The following is a 24,541-nucleotide window of genomic DNA, read 5'->3' as shown; positions in this document are numbered from 1 at the left end:
TCCGGGATCAGATCCCATGCGGCAGCCGCACGTAGGTGACGGTCGTCTCGATACCGCTGTCCACGAGCCGGCCCTGCGTGTCGAAGGCACCCGCCCCGTCGGTCATCCCGAAGTCGTTGTCGTTGATGAGGGCGAGAGTGCCGTGGTCCACGCGTGCGACGCCCTCGATCTTGCCGGGTACCCCCGCGATGGTGCCCAGGTCGACGACGAGACGCTTGCCCAGCACCGGGACTCCGGCCGATGCCGGGTCGTCCAGCTGCTCCAGGGAGGGCGACGTGGTGTCGCTGTCCCAGGGGCCGCCGAGGATGTCCGCGTCGCGGGTGAGCCGTACGGACTGCAGACGGGCCGCCTTGTCGGTGCGCTCCTCGACGAGCAGTCGGTCGCGGCCGACGGCCACCACGGAGGAGATCTTCAGCTCGGACGTGTCGTCCTCGCTCGGGTCGACCACGTTCACCGGGTCGAAGCGGTACGCGTACTCGGCGGTCACGGCCCGCTTCTTGGGTGAGAAGCGCAGCAGCCGTGTGGTGCGCGACGCGTCTCCCGCATCCCCGTCCGGCAGTGCGAGCGGGCTCTGCAGGGCCATCACCAGGTCACCGTCGGGGAGTTGGGCGAGCCCTTCGAGGCCGCGGTTGACCTTGCGGTGGAGCAGGATCGCGGGCAGCGCCTCGACGACCGGGTAATCCGTGCCGGTCAGGTTGAGACCCTTGGGCACATAGCGTGCGAGTACCTTCCCGCGCGCGGAGACATGGACCAGCGACGGGCTGTACTCGTCGACGAGCCAGAACGAACCGTCCTTCGCCCGCACGATGCCCTCGGTGTCCAGACCGTTCGGGTTGTACGCGAGCGGGGTCTGCGCGTCGTAGGAGTAAGGGGCCTCGTCGCGTCCCGCCTGGTTGGACAGCCCGGTGACCGGCTTCCCCGAGGACGTGGTGATCGGGATCGCGTCGAGCACCTTCACGGTGTCACCGCATACCCGGATCTTCACGATCGCCGGGTCGAAGCCCGGAACCGGGAACGTCCGGCGCTTCTTGCCGTCCACCTTGATCTGCCCGTTGGGTCCCCGGTCGGTGACCGTCCAGAATTCACCCTGGCGTCCGGCCGGGTAGATGTCGCTGCCGATGCCGCCGAGGTCGACACCGCGGTCGTTGTCCACCGTGCCGGGCAGCAGCGCGTTGCTGAACGCGCCGAGGGGGAGGTCGCCGAGCGCCGCGGTGTGCGTCACGTGCGGCTGTGCGGGTCCGGACGTCGCGTTCGCGGTGCCGGCCACCAGGAAGGCAGCCAGCACGGCGAGCGGCACGCCCCGGACGACGGATCGGTGGACGTGGCGTCTGCCGACGGCATGCGGGGACATCAGGCCTCCTGAGGCACAAGTTCGTTGACAGCGGCCAGAGTTGGCCCCGACACCGAACAGTGTGCGACCTGGAGATGAACGCAGGGGGGCAACCACTCGTCGGCTCGTCCTCGGCCGTGGCGAGGGCATGCGCAGGGTCACTCGCCGCGTTCCCGTTGGAGTCCAGCAGTCTTGCTCCTTGCCGTGAGGCCACCACCTGCCGTCGCGTCCTGGCCGCAGGTGCGCGGCCGTACCGACCGCCGTCCAGCGGCTGTGGGCCGCCCGCAGCCTCGGGTGCTCGCCCTTCGCCCTCGCCGCGGCCACACGCAGGGCGGCACGCGCGCGTGCCAGTCCTTCTCCGCCGACGGCCAACTCCTCCTGGAGGGCCGACAGTGCCGCGCCCCGTACCGCCGGGCCCTTAACGGCGAGGCGTCCTGCCTCCCCACGTCCCGCACCGAGTGCCACGCGACCGCGACGTTCGCCGGCCGGGCAGCCGATTCAGAGCGGTTTCGGCGCCGGGCCGAGCGGCCTCTGTGTGAACCCGGCGGGCCCTCGCGCGAGGGCCCGCCGCCTTCCCGGCTCCGTGGCGGAGGCGCACAATGACGGCATGGCCGACAAACAGGCAAACTCAGACAAAGGGTCATGGCGCGAAAGGCTTCATGATCCTCTCTCCGTCACGGATCGAGGTCACGGCAGGGGCGGCGTTCACGTCGTCCGTGCAGTGCGGCCGACCGGACCGCGGCACAGTCTGAGCGCGTCAGCGCCGGTCGGATCCGTCCTGAGCGTGGAGGTGATCGGCCACAAGGTCGTGGTCACCGGAAGGCTCGGCTGCGCGGGCGAGAAACACTTTCTCCCGGTGAGCGTGCGGGACGGCATGGGCGTCGCCCACGCCATCCTCAGCGTGGAGCCGTCGCGATGCCACGCCCCGACGCCGTTCCCCACCCATCCCGCGCCTTCGGCCCCTTCACGCCCGTCCCGGAGCCGCCACGCCACTTTGAGGCATGCGCCCGGATCTCATCGCGCCGCGTTCATCCCCTGGTGCGTGCGCACTGTCTGGAGTTGGGTATTCCCTGTGCGGAGACCGGGCTCGTCGACTCCTACCGGCAGGCAGGCAGGCAGGCAGGCCCTGTTGTGCCCTGTGCGTGAGACCGGGGAGCCTCTCAGGGTTGAGTAGGGGGCACGCGTCAGGGACGTATCAGGGTCGCGGTCCGGAACCGTGGGACACGGGGACCCGTTCTCAGGACAGAGAGCGGCAGTAGCCGCGGAGGAGGCGACACATGTCGAAGAACGCGAAGATCGCCGCAGGAGGTGTGGCGGTCGGCCTGATTCTGTTGATCTGGCTGCCCTGGTGGGCCGCCTTCCTGATCGTGCTGGGAGTTCCGGCGGCCGCGTATCTGGCGCTGGACCCCTCGCAGCGGCGCAGGCTGCGTCGTGCCACCCGCAAGGAGCTCGGCCGCTGAGGAGCGGCCGCCCATCCGGCGGCAGCCCCTCCGTTCACCGCGGCTGGTGAGGGCCGGAGACAGACACAACTGAAACCGGGGACTGATCAGGGCCGCGTCACACGGGATCCGATCCCGTGTGACGCGGTCACTCAGCTGGGGCGGACCGCCATCTTGTCCAGGGCCTCCAGGAGGCCGGGCAGCTCCGGTCCGCGACCGACGGGCAGGACCTCGCCGGGCTCCTCGTCGAGCAGGACGAACGCGATGTCGTCGGTCCTGGCGACGAGAGACCAGCCGGGGCCGTCGGCGCGCAGGGTGCGAGCGTCGCTCGTGGCGAAGGATGAGCGGACACGGCCCAGTGGGGGTGGTGTGTCCACGTACGAGCGCGCCTCGGCGAGAACGCGGCGGATGCCGGAGCGGTTTCCGCCCTTGCTGTCCTTGTCCGGAGCGTCCTCGGTGTCGTCCGGGGCCCGCTCGGCACCGTCCGAGGGCGCGAACTCACTGTCGTCGATCTGCTCGCGCCACATCGCCCACTGGAGCGCGATCTCGTCCGCGCCGAGGCGCCGCTGGGCAGGACCCCAGGTGGCGGTGTCCGGCGGGCTGAGCGGAGGCCGGTCCGTGAGCTCGGCCGACGGGTCGTGCGGAGCCGGGACCCCGGGGGCCGAGACGGCCACTTCGAGGGGCCAGCCGGGCAGCGCGGCGACGACCGTCCGCTCGTCCGGCGACAGCTCGTGCTCCATTCCGCAGTCCCAGGACGCGATGGCGACGGCGACCAGGGAGACGTCGTCGATGATGACGGTCCACCGCGCACCCTCTCCGTCCTGGCCGAGCACCAGCCCGTACCCCTCCGCGAGAGGCGCGAGGTCGAGCGTCGCGCATGCCTCCGGGTAGTCGTCCCCGAGCACGCTGGGGAACTTCGCCGGTGTCAGCAACACCGCCGTCAGCACATACAGCGCGTCGTCGTCCCCGGTGGCGACGGCGTCTTCGTCCGTCCCGGCCATTCCAGCCTCCCGATCGCTCCATCTGTCGGCGCACCCTAAGCGACCGGAAGGCGCTTGTCACGGGCCCGAAACGCGTGCGGAGCTGCAGCTATCCGGCTGGACAGGGGCGAAACGCCCCCGCGGGCCCGCCCAGGTCAGGCCGCGGGCAGTCCGAGCAGCGTACGGGCGACCGCCTGCGGCGACTCGTCGCGCTCCCTGGCGAGCGCGATGACGGCCCGGCAGGCCAGCTCGTTCACCCCGAAGGACAGCGCCTCCGGCGACACCCAGGCAGCCGCCTCGTCGATCTGCTCCTGATTGTCCTCCGCGCACGCGGACACGTACGCCGCGGCAGCCTCGAAGAGGTTGTATGTGCGCTTTCTCTCCTTGCGAGCTGTCTCCTGCGGGCGCCCCTCGGGCCGTTCGGCCGTCTTCCTGCGCCCCATCGTGCGGAGTCTGCCGAATATGCCGGACATCGGGTCACCATCCCCCTGCGTGATCGCTGATCGTGCAGTTGCTGCTACTCAACGTAGAGATGGAGTCGCGGCGGCAGAAGAGGGGCGGCCCGGTGAAGCTCTGGTCCGGGTCAGTGGCCGGCCGCGTCGAGTGAGTCGAGGGTGGTCCGCAGCCAGGTCAGTTCTGCCTGGCTGGTGGCCCGCGCGATGGTGAGGATGCCGCGCCGGAAGGGGTCGTCCAGCTCCTCGGCCCGCAGTGGTCGGTCACCGTCGTAGAAGAAGCTCGCGGGTTCCTCCAGGAACGCCAGCCTGCGGCGCAGTACGGCGGCCTGCGCCTCGGGGTCCTCCAGGTGCCGGAGGAAAGCGAGCACCGTGAACCAGCGGTTCTCGTCCGTGATGTCCCGCCGCGCCGGGTCCGCGAGTCTGCGGCGCAGTTCGCGCCCGCCCTCCTCCGTGAGTGTCAGGACGTGACGCGGGGCGGCCACCGATCCGGGCTGTGTGGCCCGTTCCAGCAACTGCGCGTTCTCCAGCCGCTTGATCGCGGGATACAGCGTGCTCTCCGCCACCGGTTTCACATGGCCCGTCAGTGCGGTGATGCGTTTGCGCAGCTCATAGCCGTGCAGCGGGGTGTCGTGCAGAAATCCGAGGATGGCCAGCTCCAGCATGCACACATTCTGCCGCACCGACGTTGTACATCGCTTCTTTTATACATCGGAACCGATGTATCCTCGTGGAGGAGTGGGAACGAAGGAACGGCGACAGGGGAGAGCGCTATGAGGCAGGCCGAGTTCGACGGCAGGGGAAGCATGATCCGCTGGACCGAGGCGGCGGGCGGCGGACCCGCGCGTGTGTACGTGCACGGTCTGGGGTCGGCCTCGACGGTCTACAACGCCCACATCGCGGCCCGGCCCGAACTGGCGGGACGCCGCACCCTGTTTGTCGACCTGCCCGGCCACGGCATCAGTGACCGGCCCGCGGACTTCGGATACAGCCTTGAGGACCACGCCGGGGCGCTGGCGGTCGCTCTGGACGCCGCTCAGGTCGCCGGGGCGGAACTGGTCGCACACAGCATGGGCGGTGCCGTCGCCATCGTGCTCGCCCATCGACGTCCCGAGCTCGTCTCACGGCTCGTCCTCGTGGAGGCCAACCTCGATCCGTACCCTCCGCTCACCCCGGGCAGCAGCGGCATCGCCTCCTACGAGGAGGACGATTACGTCGAGAACGGCGGTCACGCGCGCGTGCTCGAGAAGGTCGGCCCCTCCTGGGCCGCGACGATGCGCCTCGCCGATCCGCGCGCCCTGCACCGTACGGCGAAGGGGCTCAGGCAGGGCACCAGTCCGACGATGCGTCAGATGCTCGTCGGACTGACAGCGGAGCGCGTCTACCTCCAGGGCGAACTCAGTGGTGAACTGCCGGGCACGGAAGGCCTGGAGACGGCCGGGGTGCGCGTCGTGACCGTGCCGGGCGCCGGACACAACATCATGTTCGACAACCCCGATGCGTTCGCGGAGGCCGTCGCCGACACGGCCTGACGGCCGATCACCGGATCCGGTCGGCGGTCATCCCCGGCGTACGGCCAGCGCGAGGAAGCGGGCGTCCTCGTCCACGTACGAGGTCATGTCCCAGCCCGAACCGGCCAGCAAGGGCCTTAGGTTGGCCTCGGCACGCAGGTCGTCCGGAGTGATCTGCCGTCCCTGGCGGGCCGCGAGAGCCGCCCGGCCGATCGGGTGGAAGAGGGCCAGCGTGCCGCCGGGCCGCACCACTCGGGCCAACTCCCGCAGATTCTCACCCGGGTTCGGCAGGTGGGCGACGAGTCCGGCCGCGAACACCGCGTCCAGCGACTTCGTACGCAGCGGCAGCGCGGTGACATCGGCCAGCAGCAGCTGTCCGTCGCGGGCCCGTCCGGCCCGGACCGCAGCCTCCAGCATGGCCGGCGTCAGATCGGCTCCGACGACCAGCCCGGTGCCGCCCACGGCAGCTCGCAACGGAGTCAGGGCCCGCCCGGTGCCGCAGCCCGCGTCGAGCACGCGGTCACCCGCGTGCAGTCGCATGCGCGCCACAGCGGCCGCGTACGCGGGCCCGTCGTCGGGGAACCGGCTGTCCCAGTCGGCGGCGCGCGCGCCGAAGAACTCCTGGACGTGTGTGTGGTCGTCGCTCATGTGCCGCATGATCTCTCACCGACACGAAGGATGACGCGGCGCACACGTTCGAGCCCGACGCGATCGCTCAGGTGCACCTCTTCGTCACTTTGCAACAGCTTTCGAAATGCGCCCCAGTTGTGCGCCCCAGCGCGCACTAGCGTCCCTGGGTCATGGGACACATGGACCACGCCGCCTTCGGCTGGCTGACCCCCGTTCTGTCGTACGCGATGGCCTGCATAGGCTCCGCGCTGGGGCTGCGCTGCGCGGTCCGCGCACTCGACGCCACCGGACGGTCGCGCCGCAACTGGCTCCTCGCGGCGGCCTCCGCGATCGGCACCGGTATCTGGACGATGCACTTCGTGGCGATGCTCGGCTTCGGTGTCACCGGCACGGAGATCCGCTACAACGTGCCGCTGACCATCTTCAGCCTGCTGGTCGCCATGGGTGTCGTCGGCGCGGGCCTCTTCGCCGTCGGCTACGGCCGCGACCGGCACCGCGCACTCGTCCTCGGCGGCCTCACCACCGGGTTCGGCGTCGCGAGCATGCACTACCTGGGGATGGCGGCGCTGCGGCTGCACGGCCAGGTGCGCTACGACCCGGCACTCGTCGGGCTCTCCGTCGTGATCGGAGTGATCGCGGCGACCGCTGCCCTGTGGGCCGCCCTCGCCATCAGGTCCCCCGTGGCGGTGGCCGTCGCCTCCTTCGTCATGGGCGGCGCGGTGAGCAGCATGCACTACACCGGAATGATGGCGGTGAGCGTAAGTGTGAACCCCTCCGGCGGCTCACTGCCCGGAGCCACGGCGATGCAGTTCATCTTCCCCCTCGCCGTCGGTCTCGGGTCCTACCTCTTCTTGACGGCGGCGTTCGTCGCGCTGTCCCCGATGTCCGGCCGGTCTGCAGCGTCCGCGTCGGCCCAGCGGCCGGTCGAGAGCGTCGCCCCCTGACGGCGGTTCCGGAGCCGCCGCGGCCCGGACGGCACGCCCCGAATCTCTCCGATCGAGGAGGCCATGCGTACACCCCGTAGGACCACCAGAGCCGGCGTCCAGCCACCGCCCCCGTTGCGCGGTCGGCGGGCGCACGCGGGACCGCCGGCCGACGAGGGCGCGGACATCGGCGAGCCCGTCGCCGAGCCTTCGCCGGAAGCACTCGCCCGCGCGGTGCGGTGGCACATCAGGCCCCGTACCGTCCGGGCCAAGATCGTCAGCCTGCTGATGGTGCCGATCGTCTCCCTGCTCGCTCTGTGGGCCTACGCCACGGTGAGCACGGCGCAGGACGTCGCGCGGCTGAGGCAGCTGCAACGCGTGGACTCGACGGTCCGGGCCCCCGTCGACGCCGCGATCGCCGCGCTCCAGGCCGAACGGGCGGAAGCCGTCCGCTACGCCACCGACCCCGCCACGGTGCCGCCCAGCGACTTCAAGGACCTCTCACGGCTCACCGACCGCGCCGTCGCGAAGCTCCGCCTGGGGGACCACAACACCGTCGCCGACGGCGCAGACCTGTCTGCCGGAGTCGCCGGGCGGCTCACCGCTTTCGTCGCCGAGGCGGAGCGGTTGCGGTCGCTGCGCACTGGCGTACTGGAACGCCGTACCGGATGGGACGAGGCGTACGGGGAGTACACCAGAACCATTTCGACGGCGTTCGGTGTCGACGGAGCGCTCACCGGCATCTCCGGTGCGGGCCTGCACTCCGACGCGCGCGTCCTGCTCGAATTCTCCCGGGCGGGGGAGGCGCTCGCCCAGGAGAACGCCGTGCTCGGTGGGGCTCGGCTCGCCGGGACCCTTGACGGCGAGCGGCTACGGCTGTTCACGGGTGCAGTAGGCACCCGCCGCACCCTGACGGACACCGCCGCGCCGGATCTCGGCGGGCCCGAAGGAGCTGCCTGGAACGACCTCGTGGAGGGGAGCGCGTACGACGATGTGCGCGCCGTCGAGGACAAGGTGCTGGTCTCGCGCCCCGGCGCCAAGGCCCTCGACGCCGCGCCGGAGACCGTCTGGAACATCGCTCACGAGCGCGTGAGCGACGGGATGCGCACGGTCGAGGCCGACGCGGGCCGTGGTGTCGCGGACGGGACCGACCCGCTCGGGCACGCCCTGCTCACCCCCGCTGGTGCCGCGGTCCTCTTCGGCCTCGCCGCAGTCATCGCCTCGCTGATCATCTCGGTACGCATCGGACGTGACCTCGTCGTCGAACTCGTCGGCCTGCGCGACAGCGCACTGGACATCGCCCGCCGAAAGCTCCCCGAGGCCATGCGCAGACTGCGCGCGGGCGAGGCGGTCGACGTGGACGACGAGGCCCCGCTGGGACGGCCCTCGGAGGACGAGACCGGACAGGTCGCCCAGGCTCTGAACACCGTGCACCGAGCCGCCCTGCGTGCCGCGGTCGAGCGCGCGGAGCTGGCCGGGGGCATCTCCGGGGTCTTCGTCAATCTCGCCCGGCGCAGCCAGGTGCTCGTGCACCGCCAGCTGAATCTCCTGGACGCCATGGAGCGCAGGTCCGAGGACCCGGACGAACTGAGCGACCTGTTCCGGCTCGACCACCTCACCACACGGATGCGACGTCACGCGGAGAGTCTGATCATCCTTTCCGGAGCCGCCCCCGGGCGGGCCTGGCGAAGGCCCGTCTCGCTGACGAACGTGGTCCGCGCGGCCGTCTCCGAAGTCGAGGACTACGCGCGCGTGGAGGTACGGCAACTTCCCGAGGTGGCCGTGGTCGGCGGAGCGGTCGCCGACCTCACCCATCTTCTGGCGGAAGTCGTCGAGAACGCCGCCCAGTTCTCGCCCCCGCACACCAGAGTGCGGATCACCGGCGAACCGGTCGGGAACGGCTACGTGATCGAGGTCGAGGACCGCGGGCTGGGCATGGGCAAGGAGAGGATCGCCGAGGCCAACCGGCGCATCGAGCAGTCCGAGGCACTCGACCTGTTCGACAGCGACCGGCTCGGCCTCTTCGTGGTCAGCAGACTCTCGGCCAGGCACGGCATCAGAGTGCACCTGCAGACCTCGCCCTACGGGGGCACGACCGCGGTCGTCCTGCTGCCCACGGCGCTCCTGTACGACGGCCCGGCGGAACGTTCCCTCCGCAAGGGCGACACGGACAGGCCGTTGGAAAGGCAGTACGCGCGCGTGTCGGCCGCTCCCGAGCACGACGCCGTCCAGGCCCCCAGCGAACGGCCCGCGCTGGTCCCCCCGAGGCCGAAAGCCTCCGAAGGCCCGACGAACGGTTCACGGGAGACCCTGCCCCCGGCGAGAGGTTCGAAGGAGACCGGGACTCCGGTAGTCGCGGCGCTCCGTCTGCACCGTGCCCAGGACGAATCCGAGGGCTCCGACGAACTTCCACGGCGTGTCCGCCAGGCGAACCTCGCCCCCCAACTGCGCGGACAGCGTTCCGAGGAGCCGACGGAGGCTCCGGTGTCCACGGCGGACGACGAGCGCACACCCGAACTCGTACGGGCGCGTATGGCCGCGTACCGGGCCGGCTGGGTACGCGGCGGCGGCCGGTCACCCGGCATCGGCGCCACCCCCGGCCCCGAAGCGGGCAGCGACAGCAGCGAAGGAGAATCTCAATGACCGTGTCAAGCCGTCTGCGTGACCGGCGGGGTGGAGGTGAACAGCCTCTTGTCACGCAGCATCGCCCAGAGCACGTCGACCCGGCGGCGGGCGAGCGAGAGCAGGGCCTGGGTATGCAGCAGGCCCTCGGATCGCTTCTTGAGGTAGTAGTCCCGGGAGGGGCCGGGCCGCATCATCGCAGTCTGTGCGGCCATGTAGAAGATGTGCCGCAGGCGCCGGTTGTAGCGCTTAGGCCGGTGGTAGTTGCCGGTCCGCCGGCCGGAGTCTCGGGCGACTGGGGCCAGTCCCGCGTGGGAGGCCAGACGTCCGGCATCGAGGTAGCCGGACAGGTCACCCACGATGGAGATGAACTCGGCGCCGAGGATGGGGCCCATGCCGGGCATGGACTCGATGATCTCGGCGCGTTCGTCGGTGCGGAAGGTGTCGCGGATTTCCCGGTCGTTGTCCTTGATCCGCTCGTCCAGGGTGAGGAGCTGGTGGGCCAGGTCGCAGACCAGTTTCGCAGCCCGCTTTTCCCCGGGAAGCGCGATCTGCTGGCACTGGGCAGCCTCGACGGCCTTGGCCGCGACGGTGTCGGCGCCGCGGACCTTGCGGCGCTCCAGCCAGGTCGTCAGCCGCTTGACGCCGATCCGGCGCAGGGCGGCCGGGGTCTGGTACTCGGTCAGCAGGACGACCGGGCCCTTGGCTGCGGAGTAGTCGAAAGCCCGCTCCAGTGCGGGGCAGATGCCGACCAGCAGGTCACGGAGCCGGTTGATCAGCCTGACCCGGTCGGCGATCAGATCGGCCCGGTAGTTCGTCAGCACCCGAAGGCTGGAGACCAGCTCCGGGGGTGCGTCCAGCGCGGCGAAGTCCCTGCGCATGCGGGCCTGGTCAGCGATGACCCGGGCGTCCTTCGCATCGGTCTTTCCCTCGCCCTTGTAGGCGCCGGTCATCCGGTTGACGGTGCGGCCGGGGACGTAAACCACCTGTTGGCCGTGAGCGACCAGCAGGGCCAGCAGCAGGGTGGATGCCCGGCCGGAGATGTCCACCGCCCACCGCACCTCACCGGCCCGCGAGCGGGCCGTGTCGATGAGGGTGAGGATCTGGGCCTCGTCGTTGATCACCTTCGTCGAGAACAGCGTCTCGCCGTCGGCGTCGACCGCGACCGCCCAGTGATGCCCCTTGCCGGCATCGACGCCGACCCATATCCGCTTGTGCGCCGCACTCAAGCCTGTCGCTCCCTGTCTCTCGTGACCAGCACTCCATGGTCCGAAGAACACCCCGCCGACAGGTCCCTAACTAGCGATGACCGCAGTTCTCAATCAGTGGTCGGAGCGTCCCGGAGGACCGGGCGGCCATTCTCCTTGAGCCATCAACGGCAACTCCGCATCAGCCACACCCGGTCCTCCCGGACCGCCTACATTCTTAGGGACCCCGCATGATCCAGGACCCGAGCACGGGAAGAGCCCAGCGGTCCGGCGAACTCGACTGGCTGCTGGACGACATGGTGGTGCGCGTGACCGAAGTACGCCACGCCGTGGTGCTGTCGAACGACGGACTGGCGGTTGGCGCGTCCACTGCCCTGCGGCGCGAGGACGCCGAACACCTCGCGGCCGTCGCCTCCGGATTCCACAGTCTGGCCAAGGGAGCGGGCCGCCACTTCGGCGCGGGCGGGGTACGCCAGACGATGGTGGAGATGGACGAGGGCTTCCTGTTCGTCGCCGCGGCGGGGGACGGTTCGTGTCTCGCCGTTCTGACCGCCGTCACCGCCGACATCGGCCTTGTGGCATACGAGATGGCGCTTCTGGTCAAGCGCGTCGGCGAGCATCTCCACGCCCCGCCGCGGGTCGCCGCGCAGCCCCCCGCGGCAGGATGACCGAGGGCGGCCTGTGCAGATGACCGAGGACACACCGGGCGCCCCGCCACAGCCGGGCAGCCAGTGGTACGACCAGGAGGCGGGACCACTCGTCCGTCCTTACGCCATGACGGGTGGCCGCACCAAAGCCGGTCCGGCCGGGATGCACTTCGATCTGATCGCCCTGGTCACGCTCGACAGAGCCGCGCCGGGAGCCGACGAGGACACCTCGCTCGGACCTGAGCACCGGACCCTGATCGAACTGTGCCGTACCGAGACCCAGTCGGTCGCCGAACTGGCCGCAGGAGCCGATCTTCCCGTGGGTGTGGTCAGAGTGCTCCTGGGCGACCTCCTGGAACGGAGCTGCGTCACTGTGAGCCGCCCGGTGCCCCCCGCCCAACTGCCTGACGAACGAATCCTCCGCGAGGTGATCGAGGGACTGAGGGCCCTTTAGGTGATCCACATCGGTCGGCGCTGCGACTCTTCGCGTTCACTCCTGGGCACTGAACGGGCGTGTTCCGCTCGCAAGAGGCAATGTGCGGTCCAATCCTGTTCGCCGGAGCCGCAGTTGTCATGATGCTGTCTTCGAGCACCCGTACAGACGCACCGATGCCGACAGTTGTCGGCACTCCCGAGAGAAGTGATCGATGGTCTCCGAGAACTCCGATGCCTCGGGTGGCGACTCGACCGCCCTGGCATTGAAGATATTGGTCGCCGGTGGGTTCGGCGTGGGAAAGACCACCCTGGTGGGCGCGGTCAGCGAGATCCGACCGCTGCGCACCGAGGAACTGCTGAGCGAGGCCGGTCAGTCGGTGGACGACACCGACGGAGTGGGCCGGAAGGTCACCACGACCGTGGCCATGGACTTCGGACGCATCACCATCAGGTCCGGCCTTTCGCTCTATCTCTTCGGAACACCGGGCCAGGACCGCTTCTGGTTCCTGTGGGACGAGTTGTCGACGGGTGCCCTGGGCGCCGTCGTCCTCGCGGACACCCGTCGGCTCGAGGACTGCTTCCCCGCGGTGGACTACTTCGAGCACCGGCGCATCCCGTTCGTGGTGGCTGTCAACTGCTTCGCGGACGCTCGCGCGTACGGAGCCCAGGACGTGTCCCGCGCTCTCGACCTCGACCGAGGTACGCCGGTCGTCCTGTGTGACGCCCGTGACCGCGACTCCGGGAAGGAGGTGTTGATCCGGCTCGTCGAATACGCCGGGAGGGTACACACCGCCCGGCTGCTCGAGTCCGTCGGCTGAGGCCCTCGCCGATATCGGTTCCGGCCCCGCTCGGCCCCCGGCGCCATCGCTCGGCTTCCCTGTGGTGCGACCGCTCGCGCCTGCTCGTCGGCCATCTTCTCTGCCATGCCACCCATCCGCCTTGCCCGGACGGCGGCTGTGGGGAAGGCTTGCTGGTCGAATCCTCCGGCCAGGGGGGAACGACACACGGGGAGACCGGATCATGGAACAGAACACGGGACTTGGCTGGCTGCTGGACGACCTCACCGAGCGCGTCGAGCACGTTCGGCACGCGCTGGTGCTGTCCAACGACGGACTGGTGACGGGCGCGAGCACAGGGCTCCGGCGTGAGGACGCCGAACACCTCGCCGCGGTGTCGTCGGGCCTGCACAGCCTGGCCAAGGGTTCCGGCCGCCATTTCGGTGCCGGGCAAGTACGGCAGACGATGGTCGAGTTCGACGACGCGGTGCTCTTCGTCACCGCGGCCGGCGCCGGGAGTTGTCTGTCCGTTCTCAGCGGGGCGGAGGCGGACATCGGCCAGGTCGCCTACGAGATGACATTGCTGGTGAACCGCGTCGGCGAACACCTTCGCGTGGATGCGCGACAGCCGGAAGGCAAGCCCGCTTCAGATCTCTGACCTGCTGGTATTCCGTCGCGGCCGGAGTTTTCCACAGGCTCGCCACGATGTCCGACGAGCCGGATACGGTTTTTCCCGAGGCGAGCGCACACCGGCGCGAGCCTCCGACAGCACAGGGGAGACCGTCATGTCCGGCAGCACCATCACGCAGTCCGCCACCTCCTCGCTCAGTCGGGCCGCACGGGAACTGGAGCTCAGGCGCGGTGAGTTCGACCTCGCTCTGCACCTCGGCTGCGTGCGCTCGGTTCCCGACGAGGGAGGCGGGGGACGCCGGGTCGCTCGCGCGGAGATCGACCGGGTGCGCGCCGAAGCCGGCTTCCCGGAGGCGCTGCGCGAGCGGGTGAAGGCCGTCGGCACCACGGAGGGCGCCGCTCTCATGGGTGTCACGAGCACCCGGTTCACCCGCCTCGCGCGCCTGGGGCTGGTGGTGCCGGTCAAATTCTATTTGAACCGCTACCGGGTGGTCGTCTGGCTCTACCTCGCCGAGGAACTGCGGCAGTTCGCGACCGACAAGCAGAATGCGCGGCTGCTGAGCGGCCGGACGCCCGAAGGTCTCCGCGATCAGCTGGACGAAGGCCTGGACCTCCGTCCTCGCAACTGGCGTGGCCGTCACATGGGGTTCCTGCTGAGGCAGACGGAGGACCCCTGGGCCCGTGCCGCCGTGGTGGCGTCCCTGCTCGGCCCGGTCCAAGTGGCCGAGATCGTCAAGGATCCCTACGAGCGCGCCCATCTCAACCGCCTCCGGCCCGCGCCTGTTTCACAAGCCGCGCCGGACTCGCCCGGGGCCCGGATCGCCGAGCGCATCACGACGGCTGACGCCCCCGACGAGATCAGCTGGCTCAGGGCCGACCTGGGTCAGAGTGTCTGCGAAGCGAGGGAGGACCGCCCGGCGCCCCGCCCGACACCCCGTGCCTCGATCGTCGCAGCCCCGGAGTCGGCGCCCACAGCGTTGGTCGGCCGGCCGGCAGGGGCTCCGATGCCGGCAGCCCCGCCGTCACCGACCAGTGCTCCGCGCGCCGCGCGAGAACGGCACGCAGCCGTGGACGATCCGCTCACGACGACGGAGTCCATGCGGTCACGGAGACTGCTGGGATGGCTGCGGCGCAGGAGCCCGGACGCGCGTCCGCCTACAGCGCCCTGAAAAGGCCTTCCTGCACGACCGAGACGAGCAGGCGTCCCTCCCGGTCGTAGATGCGCCCGCGGGCCAGGCCGCGGCCGCCCGTCGCGATCGGCGACTCCTGGTCGTACAGGAACCACTCGTCCGCCCGGAACGGCCGGTGGAACCACATGGCGTGGTCCAGCGACGCCATGTCGAAACCGCGCTGACCCCACAGCGGTTCCACGGGTATGCGGACAGCGTCCAGGAGAGTCATGTCGCTCGCGTAGGTGAGAGCGCATGTGTGCACGAGCGGGTCGTCGCCCAGCGGACCGACGGCACGCATCCATACCGCGCTGCGCGGCTCGGCGCCCTTGGTCTCCTCGGGCGTCCAGCGCAGCCGGTCCACGTAGCGGATGTCGAACGGCTGGCGTCGCGCCATGCGCTCCAGCGCTTCGGGAAGAACGCCCAGATGCTCCTCGATCTCCTGCGTCACCGTCGGCAGGGACTCGGGGTCCGGCACCTCGCGGGCCGGCGGCAGCTGGTGCTCGAAGCTCCCTTCCTCGGGCTTGTGAAAGGAGGCGGTCAGATTGAAGATCGTGCGGCCCTGCTGCACAGCGGTGACCCGGCGGGTGGTGAACGACCGTCCGTCCCGCACCCGTTCGACCTGGTACACGATCGGGACGCCAGGTCGGCCCGGACGCAGGAAGTACGCGTGCAGCGAGTGCACCGGCCGGTCGCCCTCGGTGGTGCGGCCTGCGGCGACCAGCGCCTGGCCCGCCACCTGGCCGCCGAAGACCCGCTGGAGGGACTCCTGCGGGCTGCGGCCACGGAAGATGTTGACCTCGATCTGCTCCAGGTCGAGCAGGTCGACAAGCTTCTCGGCAGGGTTCGTCATCGGTGGGATTCTCCTGTGCTCACAGCTGTCCGACGTCGGTGACCTTGACGATGGCACGGCCCTCGGCGTCGGAGGCCGCGAGGTCGACCTCCGCGCTGATGCCCCAGTCGTGGTCGCCGTTCGGGTCCGCGAACGTCTGACGGACGCGCCACAGTCCGTTCTGCGGCTCCTCCACGATCGACAGCAGTTTGGGGCCACGAGCGTCGGGACCGGTACCGAGGTCCTCGTACTCGTCCCAGTACTTGTCCATCGCCTCGCCCCACGCGTCGGCGTCCCAGCCGGCGTCGGCGTCCATCTCGCCGAGTTCGCGGACATGGTCCAGCGCGGCCAGCTCGACCCTGCGGAACATCGCGTTGCGGACGAGAACACGGAAGGCACGGGAGTTCGAGGTTACCGGCTTGACCTGGTCGGCCTTCTCCTGGGCCTCTTCGGCCGTCACCACCTCGGGGTTGGCGAGCTGCTCCCACTCGTCGAGGAGGCTGGAGTCGACCTGGCGCACCATCTCGCCGAGCCAGGCGATCAGATCCTCCAGGTCCTCGGACTTGAGGTCGTCCGGGACGGTGTGCTCAAGGGCCTTGTAGGCACTGGCCAGGTAGCGCAGGACGATGCCCTCGGTGCGGGCGAGCTCGTAGTTGGAGACGAACTCGGTGAAGGTCATTGCCCGTTCGTACATGTCACGGATGACGGACTTCGGCGACAGCGGGTGGTCGCCGACCCACGGATGGCTCGTGCGGTAGGTGTTGTACGCGTGGAAGAGCAGCTCCTCCAGCGGCTTGGGGTACGACACGTCCTGGAGCCGCTCCATGCGCTCCTCGTACTCGACGCCGTCGGACTTCATCGCGGCCACGGCCTCGCCACGGGCTTTGTTCTGCTGGGCCGCGAGGATCTGCCGAGGATCGTCCAGCGTGGACTCCACGACGGACACCATGTCCAGGGCGTACGAGGGGGATTCGAGGTCCAGCAGCTCGAACGCGGCGAGCGCGAACGTCGACAGGGGCTGGTTGAGTGCGAAGTCCTGCTGGAGATCGACGGTGAGCCGCACGATGCGGCCGGTCGGGTCGGGCTCGTCGAGCTTCTCGACGACGCCGCCGTCGAGGAGCGAGCGATAGATCGCGATGGCCCGCCGGATGTGCCGCAGCTGCTGCTTTCGCGGCTCGTGGTTGTCCTCCAGCAGATGCCGCATCGCCTCGAAGGCGTTGCCGGGCCGGGCGATCACCGAGAGCAGCATGGTGTGCGTCACACGGAAGCGCGAGGTCAGCGGCTCGGGATCGGAGGTGATGAGCTTCTCGAAGGTGGTCTCCGTCCAGCCGACGAAGCCCTCGGGAGCCTTCTTGCGCACCACCTTGCGGCGCTTCTTCGGATCGTCGCCCGCCTTGGCGAGCGACTTCTCGTTCTCGATGACGTGCTCCGGCGCCTGAGCCACGACGTAGCCCGCCGTGTCGAACCCCGCGCGCCCGGCCCGGCCGGCGATCTGGTGGAACTCACGGGCGCGCAGCGTGCGCACCCGCGTGCCGTCGTACTTCGTCAGCGCGGTGAACAGCACCGTGCGGATGGGCACGTTGACACCGACACCGAGGGTGTCCGTACCGCAGATGACCTTCAGGAGACCGGCCTGGGCCAGCTTCTCCACCAGCCGCCGGTACTTGGGCAGCATGCCGGCGTGGTGCACACCGATCCCATGACGTACGTAGCGCGAGAGGTTCTGGCCGAACTTGGTGGTGAAGCGGAAATTGCCGATCAGGTCGGCGATCCGGTCCTTCTCCTCGCGCGTGCACATGTTGATGCTCATCAGCGCCTGCGCCCGCTCCACGGCCTGCGCCTGGGTGAAGTGCACGATGTAGACCGGGGCCTGCTTGGTGGCGAGCAGTTCGGTGAGCGTCTCCGTCAGCGGAGTGAGCACGTACTCGTAGGACAGCGGGACGGGCCGGATCGCCGAGCGGACCACCGAGGTGGGGCGGCCGGTGCGTCGTGTGAGGTCCTTCTCGAACATCGAGACGTCGCCGAGTGTCGCCGACATCAGGATGAACTGCGCCTGGGGAAGTTCCAGGATCGGGATCTGCCAGGCCCAGCCCCGGTCGCCCTCGGCGTAGAAGTGGAACTCGTCCATGACGACCTGACCGACGTCGGCGTGCTTGCCGTCCCGCAGCGCGATGGACGCCAGGACCTCGGCGGTGCAGCAGATCACCGGAGCGTCGGCGTTCACGGAGGCGTCGCCGGTGAGCATGCCGACGTTCTCGGTGCCGAACATCTTGCACAGCTCGAAGAACTTCTCCGAGACGAGCGCCTTGATCGGCGCCGTGTAGAAGGTGACCTCGTCCCGGGCGAGCGCGGCGAAGTGCGCACCGGCGGCGATCATGCTCTTGCCCGAGCCTGTGGGTGTCGAGACAATCACGTTCGCACCCGAGACCACCTCGATCAGCGCTTCCTCCTGATGGGGGTAGAGCGTGAGACCGCGTTCCCCGGCCCACGACTCGAAGGCTTCGTAGAGGGCGTCGGGGTCTGCGGTCTGCGGCAGCTGATCGATAAGGGTCACGCCCCCATCTTGCCTGTCGATACACGTGATGGGGGAATCGGATGCTCGGGGAAAGATCACGACCGCTACGCTGTGGCGCCGGCGACGCTTCAGCGTGCACGGACAACTGGACAGCGGTACAAGAGGAATGGGGCGGGGAACGGCCATGATGGGACCAGCACACTCACTGTCGGGGGCTGCGGCCTGGCTAGGCGTCGGAGCGGCGGCCGCCGCAGCCGGCCACACCATGCCCTGGCCGGTCCTGCTCGTCGGCGCCCTGATCTGCGCCGGCGCCGCTCTCGCCCCGGACCTGGACCACAAGGCCGCCACCATCTCGAACGCCTTCGGACCGGTGTCGCGAAGGCTGTGCGAGATCGTCGACAAGCTCTCCTATGCCGCCTACAAGGGGACCAGGAAGGCGGGCGACCCCCGGCGCAGCGGCGGTCACCGCACGCTGACCCATACCTGGCTGTGGGCGGTGATGATCGGCTCGGGTACTGCGGTGCTGGCGATCACCTGCGGCCGCTGGGCGGTCCTGGCCATTCTCTTCGTGCACATGGTGCTCGCCATCGAGGGTCTGCTGTGGCGGGCCGCCCGCGGTTCCAGCAGCGACATACTGGTCTGGCTGCTCGCCGCGACGACCTCGTGGATCCTCGCGCAAACCCTGGACAAGCCGGGCAACGGCGCGAACTGGCTGTTCACGGCGCCGGGCCAGGAGTACCTGTGGCTCGGACTGCCGGTCGTCCTCGGCGCCCTGGTGCACTGCATCGGGGACGCGCTGACGGTGTCGGGCTGCCCGATCCTGTGGCCCATCCCGGTCGGCCGCAAGCGCTGGTACCCGATAGGCCCGCCCAAGGCGATGCGCTTTCGCGCGGGCAGCTGGGTCGAGCTCAAGGTGCTGACGCCGGTGTTCATGCTGCTGGGCGCCGTGGGCTGCGCGGCGGCTCTGAACTTCATCTGAGTTCGGCGGCCCCCGGGCCACGTCGGCGCTCGGCTCCTCCCGGGCCACGTCGGCGGCCGGTGCCGCCCTGGCCGCCCCGGCGCTCGGCTTCATCGGTCTCGCCGGCCGGCACCGGGCGGCTCGGGCCCGCGGTGTCCGCGGGCGGTGGCGGGAGCGGCGGTCCGTCCGGGTGCCCGGCTCGGGCGGCGGGACGTCCATCACTCAGGGGATGGCGCCCGTACCGCTCAGCCGTTCTCCCCGGTGCCGGACCCCTGCTCCGCGCCTCCGAACCGTCGCTCGAACTGGGCGATGCGGCCCTCCGAGTCCACCGTGCGGGCCTTGCCCGTGTAGAACGGGTGGCTCTCCGAGGAGATCTCGACATCCACGACCGGGTAGGTCTCGCCGTCGTCCCAATCGATGGTCCGGTCGCTCGTCGCGGTGGAGCGCGTGAGGAAGGCGTAGCCGGCGGTGCGGTCGCGGAAGACCACGGGGTGGTAGTCGGGCTGCTTGTCCTGCTGCATGGGAACTCCTTGGGGCAGGCGCGATACAGGGGTCGGTCAGCCGGACACGGCGTCCTCGTCGACGATGTGCATCGCGGCTTCCTCCGCCGACGCCGCGGCGCCGTCGATGCCGATGTCCGTGGCGATGAGCCCGCTCTCCTCGTCCTCGTGCGCTCCTTCGTTCGGGGCCACCAGACGGCCGGAGCGCAGCGCACCCACTTCGTTGTCGAGGGGCTCTCCGTCGGTGCCCTGGCAGTCGCCGATGCCGTCTCCGTCGGGTTCGGCGATGTCGGGCAGTTCGTCGGCGAGGCGCTGGTCCAGGGTCTCGCCCGCCCGGCGTTCCGAGGCGGTCACCCCGCGGTGCTCCACCGCCCACGGCCGCTCCGGCGGGGACCAGCCACGGTCCAGGGGGTCACTGACGCCGTCGGTGACCAGTGTGTCCTCGGCGTCGAGCAGCCCCGCGTCGTCCTGTACCTCGGATCCGTCGGGCTGGTAGACGTCGTCTCCCCATCCGTCGGCGCTGTCCACGGGTACCTCCAGGGGGTGAGGACGGGACCGGAGCCGCCGTACTCGACGACGGGCGCGCGGGCCCGAGGACACAGGTGTCGCCCCGCGCGAACCGGGTGGTTCCCGGGAGTCCCCCGAGCGGGTGCCCACGTCCAGACTTCCACCCCCCTTCGGCACCGCGCAACGCCACAGGGGCCGACCAGCAGCGCCACAAGGGCCGACGTCCGGCCCGGCCGCCCTCTTGCGGGGTGCGCCGAGGGCGGGCGCGACTCCGCTCCCGGCGAGAAGCCGGACCGCACCGGCCGAGCTCACTACCGGGGCCGGTTGCCGTCGGCCCACGCCGCTGAGCTGCGGGAGGACACCGGCGCGCTGCGCCGAGCGGACGGTTCTGCGCCGGTCCGGCCCGCCGTGAGGGCGGGAACGGACCGGCCCGATGCCGCATGGTCCGGACGCCCCCGGTCGGCACTCGGCTCATGTGCGGCGGCAAGGTGGCTCCGGTCGGCACTCGGCTCGTGTGCGGCAGTCCTGTGGCCCCGCTCGGCATCCGGCTCACACGGGGCGGCCGGTGGTGTCCGCAGGGCACCCCGCCCGGCCGGTGATCCCGGCAGGGCACCCCGCTCACCCGTGCCAGGACCTCCACAGCGCCGCGTAGGCTCCGTCCGCCGCTACCAGCTGCTCGTGGCTGCCGAGTTCGCTGATGCGGCCGTTCTCCACGACGGCGATGACGTCGGCGTCATGGGCGGTGTGGAGGCGGTGGGCGATGGCGACGACGGTTCGGCCCGCCAGGACGCGGGCCAGCGAGCGTTCCAGATGGCGGGCCGCCCGCGGATCCAGGAGCGAGGTCGCCTCGTCCAGGACCAGGGTGTGCGGGTCGGCCAGTACCAGCCGGGCCAGCGCGATCTGCTGGGCCTGGGCCGGAGTGAGCGCGAACCCGCCCGAGCCGACCTCGGTGTCGAGACCGTCGTCCAGCGCCCGGGCCCAGCCGTCCGCGTCGACCGCGCCGAGAGCGGCCCACAGCCGGGCGTCGACGGAGTCGACACCATCGGCCGGAGCCTCCTCGTCCGTGCGCTGCCGGGATGGAGGGACGGCGAGCAGGAGGTTGTCGCGCAGGGAGCCCACGAAGACGTGGTGCTCCTGGTTGACCAGGGCCACGTGCGTGCGGACCGCCTCAGCGGGCATCCGGGACAGTTCGGCGCCGCCGAGCGTGATCCGGCCGTCCCGGGGCGCGTAGATCCCGGCGAGCAGCCTGCCCAGTGTGGACTTGCCCGCGCCGGACGGGCCGACCAGGGCGAGCCGGGTGCCGGGCGCGACCGCCAGCGAGACCTCCCGCAGCACGTCCACGCCCTCGTGGTAGCCGAAGTGCACCCGGTCCGCGTGGACGTCACGTCCGTCCGGAGCCACGGCCGGATCGCCCGCGTCCGGCTCGATGTCCCGGACACCGACCAGCCGTGCCAGCGAGACCTGGGCGACCTGCAGCTCGTCGTACCAGCGCAGGATCAGCCCTACGGGGTCGACGAGCATCTGCGCGATCAGCGCGCCCGTCGTCAGCTGGCCCACCCCGATCCAGCCCTGGAGCGCGAGGAACCCGCCGATCATCAGGACCGAGCAGAGCACGGTCACATGCGTGACGTTGACAACCGGGAAGAGAACCGACCGCAGCCAGAGCGTGTACCGCTCCCACGCCGTCCATTCCTGGACCCGACGGTCCGACAGCTCGATGCGGCGCCTGCTCAGGCGGTGGGCCTCGACGGTACGTCCGGCGTCGACCGTCTCGGCGAGGACGGCGGCGACGGCGGCGTAGCCGGCCGCCTCGGAGCGGTAGGCGGACGGCGCGCGCTTGAAGTACCAGCGGCACCCCACCACCAGCACGGGAACGGCGACAAGCACGGCGGGGGCGAGCGCCGGGGCGGTCACGGCGAGTCCGCCGAGCAGCAGCGCCGCCCACACCACACCGATGGCCAGCTGCGGCACGGCCTCGCGCATCGCGTTGGCGAGCCGGTCGATGTCGGTGGTGATGCGGGACAGCAGGTCGCCCGTACCGGCCCGTTCCAGCACGCCGGGCGGCAGACCGACCGACCGTACGAGGAAGTCCTCGCGCAGATCGGCAAGCATCCGCTCGCCGAGCATCGCACCGCGCAGCCGCACCTGCCGTACGAACACGGCCTGGACGACGAGCGCGACGACGAAACAGGCTGCGGTGGCCTCCAGATGGAGTTCGCGTGCGTGGTCCGAGACGCGTTCGACGACCGAGCCCAGCAGATAGGGCCCGGCCATCGAGGCCACGACGGCCACGGTGTTGACGGCGACCAGGAGCAGGAAGGCCTTTCGGTGCCGTTGGAACAGCTCGGTCACGTAGGCGCGTACGGTCGCGGGCGCGCCGACAGGCAGCGTGTTCGCCGTCGTCGGGGCGGCCGGGTCGTACGCCGGTGGCGCCACGCCGATCATGCGGTCTCCTCGATTTCTTCCAGTACGCCGTCCAGAACGGCCGCGTCCTCCAGGGGCACGCCGCCGAGAGCGGTCCGTTCCGCGGCTTGGACGGCGGACTCTTCCTCGGTCTCCCGGGTCACCACGGCCCGGTATCGCGGTTCGCTGTGCACCAGTTCGCGGTGCACGCCGACCGCGACGACCTCGCCGTCGTGGACCAGGACGACCCGGTCCGCCTGGTCCAGGAGGAGCGGTGAGGACGTGAAGATCACGGTTGTGCGTCCGGCGCGCAGGGAGCGCACTTCGTCCGCGATCCGGGCCTCGGTGTGCGAGTCGACCGCGGACGTCGGCTCGTCCAGGACGAGTACCTCCGGATCCGTGATCAGGGACCGGGCCAGCGCGAGCCGCTGGCGCTGGCCGCCGGACAGGCTGCGCCCGCGTTCCGTGATGCGGGCGTCCATCGGGTCCTCGGCGTCCAGCGAGCCCTGGGCGAGCGCGTCCAGCACGTCGCCGCACTGCGCGGCGGACAGGGCTGCCTCGGCGCTCACGAGACCCGACGCGGGCACGTCGAGCAGCTCGCGCAGCGAGCCGGACAGCAGCACCGGGTCCTTGTCCTGGACGAGGACGGCGGTACGGGCGCACTCCAGGGGCAGTTCGTCCAGCGGTACGCCCCCGAGGACCACCGAATTGCTGGTCGGCGCGCCCCTGACGGGCACCTCCTCGCCCGGCTCGCCGGCATGGCCGCCGAGCCGCTCTGCCAGCAGCCCCGCCGCGTCCGGGTCGCCGCACACCACGGCGGTGAGCCGGCCCGCGGGAGCGAGCAGCCCGGTCGCGGGGTCGTACAGATCGCCGCCCGGGATGTCCGCGGCGAGCGATCCAGCGCTGTCCATGGCCCGTTCCAGGGACAGGATCCGGGCGGCTCGCCGGGCCGACGGACGCGAGAAGGAGTAGGCCATGGCAATCTCTTCGAAATGCCGCAAAGGGTACGCGAGTAGCATCACCGCGCTGTATACGGTGACCAGTTCGCCGACCGTGATCCGTCCGTCGCGGGCCAAGTGCACACCGCGCCAGACAACGGCGATCATCAGCAGACCGGGCAGCAGCACCTGGATCGCCGAGATCAGCGCCCACATACGGGCGCTGCGCACGGCGGCCCGGCGGACCTCCTGGGAGGCGCGGCGATAGCGGTCGAGGAAGAGCTCCTCGCCGCCGATGCCGCGGAGCACCCGCAGGCCCGCGACGGTGTCGGAGGCCAGTTCGGTGGCGCGGCCCGCCTTCTCCCGCTGGAAGTCGGCGCGCCGGGTGGCGCGGGGCAGCAGCGGCAGCACGGACACCGCCAGCACGGGCACGCCCACGGCGACGATCACGCCCAGCGCCGGCTGGTAGACGACCAGGGCCACGCAGACCAGGACCACCGTCACGGCGGCCGCCGTGAACCGGGACATGCCCTCCACGAACCAGCCGATCTTCTCGACGTCGCCGGTGGATACGGCGACCACCTCGCCCGCCGCGACGCGACGCGTCAGTGCGGAGCCCAGCAGCGCGGTTCTGCGGGCCAGCAGTTGCTGCACGCGCGCGGCCGCGGTGATCCAGTTGGTGACCGCGGTGCGGTGCAGCATGGTGTCGCCCAGGGCGATGCACACGCCGCACAACACCATCAGCGCGCCGGTCAGGGCGAGCCGGGTGCCGGAGTGGTCGACGACGGCCTGGACGGCCAGACCGACGCAGAACGGCAGTGCGGAGACGGCCAGGAAGTGCAGCAGACCCCAGGCCAGGGCCTTGAACTGTCCGCCGAGCTGATTCCGCCCGAGCCACCACAGGAATCGGGAACCCGAGCGCGCGTCGGGCACACCGGGGTCGGGATACGGAAGGTCTTGGATCTGCATGACGTCCCAGTGGCTCGTGTCAGGGAATGGAGGGAGCCGCGGATTTCGGCAACCGTCCGGCCGCGGGGGCCGGCAGCAAACCGTGAAAGGTTCGCGTCGCAGCGTGGTCGAAAGCAAACGGTTTTCCGCTCCGGGGCAAGGAACCGGCCCGGAGCGACCGTGACTGG

The 24,541-nt window shown here is 70.5% G+C and carries 22 protein-coding genes; 10 read left to right on the top strand and 12 right to left on the bottom strand.

All coding sequences use genetic code 11. The features are described 5' to 3' along the window. Positions 1 to 7 precede the first annotated feature (7 nt). The gene (locus N4G66_RS07415; RefSeq protein WP_261703156.1) at positions 8 to 1,351 is read right to left on the bottom strand and encodes an esterase-like activity of phytase family protein; all 1,344 of its coding nucleotides are present in this window, start codon (positions 1,349 to 1,351) and stop codon (positions 8 to 10) included. 1,256 nt (positions 1,352 to 2,607) lie between these two features. Here N4G66_RS07415 and N4G66_RS07410 point away from each other — a divergent pair. Beyond that, a complete protein-coding gene (locus tag N4G66_RS07410) occupies positions 2,608 to 2,790 on the top strand; it encodes a hypothetical protein (protein WP_261703155.1) in 183 nt (60 codons plus the stop codon). 131 nt (positions 2,791 to 2,921) lie between these two features. Here N4G66_RS07410 and N4G66_RS07405 read toward each other — a convergent pair whose 3' ends face one another. The 3 genes from N4G66_RS07405 to N4G66_RS07395 all read right to left on the bottom strand — a co-directional run bounded on the left by N4G66_RS07405 (position 2,922) and on the right by N4G66_RS07395 (position 4,866). Further along, positions 2,922 to 3,770, bottom strand: a complete 849-nt coding sequence (locus N4G66_RS07405; RefSeq protein ID WP_261703154.1) for a hypothetical protein — start codon at positions 3,768 to 3,770, stop codon at positions 2,922 to 2,924. 134 nt (positions 3,771 to 3,904) lie between these two features. After that, a complete protein-coding gene (locus N4G66_RS07400; RefSeq protein ID WP_261703153.1) occupies positions 3,905 to 4,222 on the bottom strand; it encodes a hypothetical protein in 318 nt (105 codons plus the stop codon). 110 nt (positions 4,223 to 4,332) lie between these two features. Continuing rightward, positions 4,333 to 4,866, bottom strand: a complete 534-nt coding sequence (locus N4G66_RS07395; protein ID WP_261703152.1) for a PadR family transcriptional regulator — start codon at positions 4,864 to 4,866, stop codon at positions 4,333 to 4,335. Between the two features lie 108 nt (positions 4,867 to 4,974). Here N4G66_RS07395 and N4G66_RS07390 point away from each other — a divergent pair, with 108 nt between their 5' ends. Continuing rightward, positions 4,975 to 5,733, top strand: a complete 759-nt coding sequence (locus tag N4G66_RS07390) for an alpha/beta fold hydrolase (protein WP_261703151.1) — start codon at positions 4,975 to 4,977, stop codon at positions 5,731 to 5,733. Positions 5,734 to 5,760: 27 nt separating this feature from the next. Here the strand turns inward: N4G66_RS07390 and N4G66_RS07385 are convergent, their stop codons facing one another. After that, positions 5,761 to 6,369: a class I SAM-dependent methyltransferase gene (locus tag N4G66_RS07385; RefSeq protein ID WP_261703150.1), complete on the bottom strand. Its 609-nt coding sequence runs from the start codon at positions 6,367 to 6,369 to the stop codon at positions 5,761 to 5,763. 143 nt (positions 6,370 to 6,512) lie between these two features. On the opposite strand from N4G66_RS07385, the gene N4G66_RS07380 reads away from it, so the two are divergent. Together N4G66_RS07380 and N4G66_RS07375 are read left to right on the top strand one after the other, a co-directional pair. Beyond that, positions 6,513 to 7,286: an MHYT domain-containing protein gene (locus tag N4G66_RS07380; RefSeq protein ID WP_261703149.1), complete on the top strand. Its 774-nt coding sequence runs from the start codon at positions 6,513 to 6,515 to the stop codon at positions 7,284 to 7,286. Between the two features lie 63 nt (positions 7,287 to 7,349). Then, the gene (locus tag N4G66_RS07375; RefSeq protein ID WP_261703148.1) at positions 7,350 to 9,908 is read left to right on the top strand and encodes a sensor histidine kinase; all 2,559 of its coding nucleotides are present in this window, start codon (positions 7,350 to 7,352) and stop codon (positions 9,906 to 9,908) included. Positions 9,909 to 9,913: 5 nt separating this feature from the next. On the opposite strand, the gene N4G66_RS07370 is transcribed toward N4G66_RS07375, so the two are convergent. Beyond that, positions 9,914 to 11,116: an IS110 family transposase gene (locus N4G66_RS07370; protein WP_261703147.1), complete on the bottom strand. Its 1,203-nt coding sequence runs from the start codon at positions 11,114 to 11,116 to the stop codon at positions 9,914 to 9,916. Between the two features lie 209 nt (positions 11,117 to 11,325). Here N4G66_RS07370 and N4G66_RS07365 point away from each other — a divergent pair, with 209 nt between their 5' ends. From N4G66_RS07365 to N4G66_RS07345, 5 genes are all read left to right on the top strand, one after another. Beyond that, positions 11,326 to 11,763: a roadblock/LC7 domain-containing protein gene (locus N4G66_RS07365; protein ID WP_261703146.1), complete on the top strand. Its 438-nt coding sequence runs from the start codon at positions 11,326 to 11,328 to the stop codon at positions 11,761 to 11,763. 19 nt (positions 11,764 to 11,782) lie between these two features. After that, on the top strand, positions 11,783 to 12,196 hold the full coding sequence (locus N4G66_RS07360) for a DUF742 domain-containing protein (protein WP_261703145.1): 414 nt from the start codon (positions 11,783 to 11,785) through the stop codon (positions 12,194 to 12,196). Between the two features lie 193 nt (positions 12,197 to 12,389). After that, positions 12,390 to 12,995 carry a GTP-binding protein gene (locus N4G66_RS07355; protein WP_261703144.1) on the top strand — a complete coding sequence of 202 codons (606 nt, stop codon included), beginning with the start codon at positions 12,390 to 12,392 and terminating at the stop codon, positions 12,993 to 12,995. Between the two features lie 202 nt (positions 12,996 to 13,197). Next, the gene (locus tag N4G66_RS07350; protein WP_261703143.1) at positions 13,198 to 13,611 is read left to right on the top strand and encodes a roadblock/LC7 domain-containing protein; all 414 of its coding nucleotides are present in this window, start codon (positions 13,198 to 13,200) and stop codon (positions 13,609 to 13,611) included. Between the two features lie 127 nt (positions 13,612 to 13,738). Continuing rightward, positions 13,739 to 14,752, top strand: a complete 1,014-nt coding sequence (locus tag N4G66_RS07345) for a DUF6397 family protein (protein ID WP_261703142.1) — start codon at positions 13,739 to 13,741, stop codon at positions 14,750 to 14,752. Here the strand turns inward: N4G66_RS07345 and N4G66_RS07340 are convergent. Both N4G66_RS07340 and N4G66_RS07335 read right to left on the bottom strand, forming a co-directional pair. Further along, complete coding sequence (locus tag N4G66_RS07340; protein WP_261703141.1) at positions 14,739 to 15,605, bottom strand: acyl-CoA thioesterase; 867 nt, start codon at positions 15,603 to 15,605, stop codon at positions 14,739 to 14,741. The two genes, N4G66_RS07345 and N4G66_RS07340, sit on opposite strands and share 14 nt — an antisense overlap. Positions 15,606 to 15,624: 19 nt before the next feature. Continuing rightward, the gene (locus N4G66_RS07335) at positions 15,625 to 18,138 is read right to left on the bottom strand and encodes a DEAD/DEAH box helicase (protein ID WP_261703140.1); all 2,514 of its coding nucleotides are present in this window, start codon (positions 18,136 to 18,138) and stop codon (positions 15,625 to 15,627) included. Between the two features lie 145 nt (positions 18,139 to 18,283). On the opposite strand from N4G66_RS07335, the gene N4G66_RS07330 reads away from it, so the two are divergent. Then, complete coding sequence (locus N4G66_RS07330) at positions 18,284 to 19,078, top strand: metal-dependent hydrolase (RefSeq protein ID WP_261703139.1); 795 nt, start codon at positions 18,284 to 18,286, stop codon at positions 19,076 to 19,078. 224 nt (positions 19,079 to 19,302) lie between these two features. On the opposite strand, the gene N4G66_RS07325 is transcribed toward N4G66_RS07330, so the two are convergent. The 4 genes from N4G66_RS07325 to N4G66_RS07310 all read right to left on the bottom strand — a co-directional run bounded on the left by N4G66_RS07325 (position 19,303) and on the right by N4G66_RS07310 (position 24,374). Beyond that, entirely contained in the window at positions 19,303 to 19,578 is a 276-nt protein-coding gene (locus N4G66_RS07325; protein WP_261703138.1) for a type B 50S ribosomal protein L31, read from the bottom strand. 36 nt (positions 19,579 to 19,614) lie between these two features. Next, positions 19,615 to 20,085, bottom strand: a complete 471-nt coding sequence (locus tag N4G66_RS07320; protein WP_261703137.1) for a DUF5709 domain-containing protein — start codon at positions 20,083 to 20,085, stop codon at positions 19,615 to 19,617. 597 nt (positions 20,086 to 20,682) lie between these two features. Next, positions 20,683 to 22,509: an ABC transporter ATP-binding protein gene (locus N4G66_RS07315; protein WP_261703136.1), complete on the bottom strand. Its 1,827-nt coding sequence runs from the start codon at positions 22,507 to 22,509 to the stop codon at positions 20,683 to 20,685. After that, positions 22,506 to 24,374 carry an ABC transporter transmembrane domain-containing protein gene (locus N4G66_RS07310; protein WP_261703135.1) on the bottom strand — a complete coding sequence of 623 codons (1,869 nt, stop codon included), beginning with the start codon at positions 24,372 to 24,374 and terminating at the stop codon, positions 22,506 to 22,508. The genes N4G66_RS07315 and N4G66_RS07310 overlap by 4 nt, the downstream gene beginning before the upstream one ends. Between the last annotated feature and the right edge of the window lie 167 nt (positions 24,375 to 24,541).

The sequence above is a fragment of the Streptomyces rhizosphaerihabitans genome (assembly GCF_025399795.1).
GTDB lineage: Bacteria > Actinomycetota > Actinomycetes > Streptomycetales > Streptomycetaceae > Streptomyces > Streptomyces rhizosphaerihabitans.
Note: the sequence above shows the minus strand (reverse complement) of the source record. Positions and strands in the feature narration are given on the sequence as shown.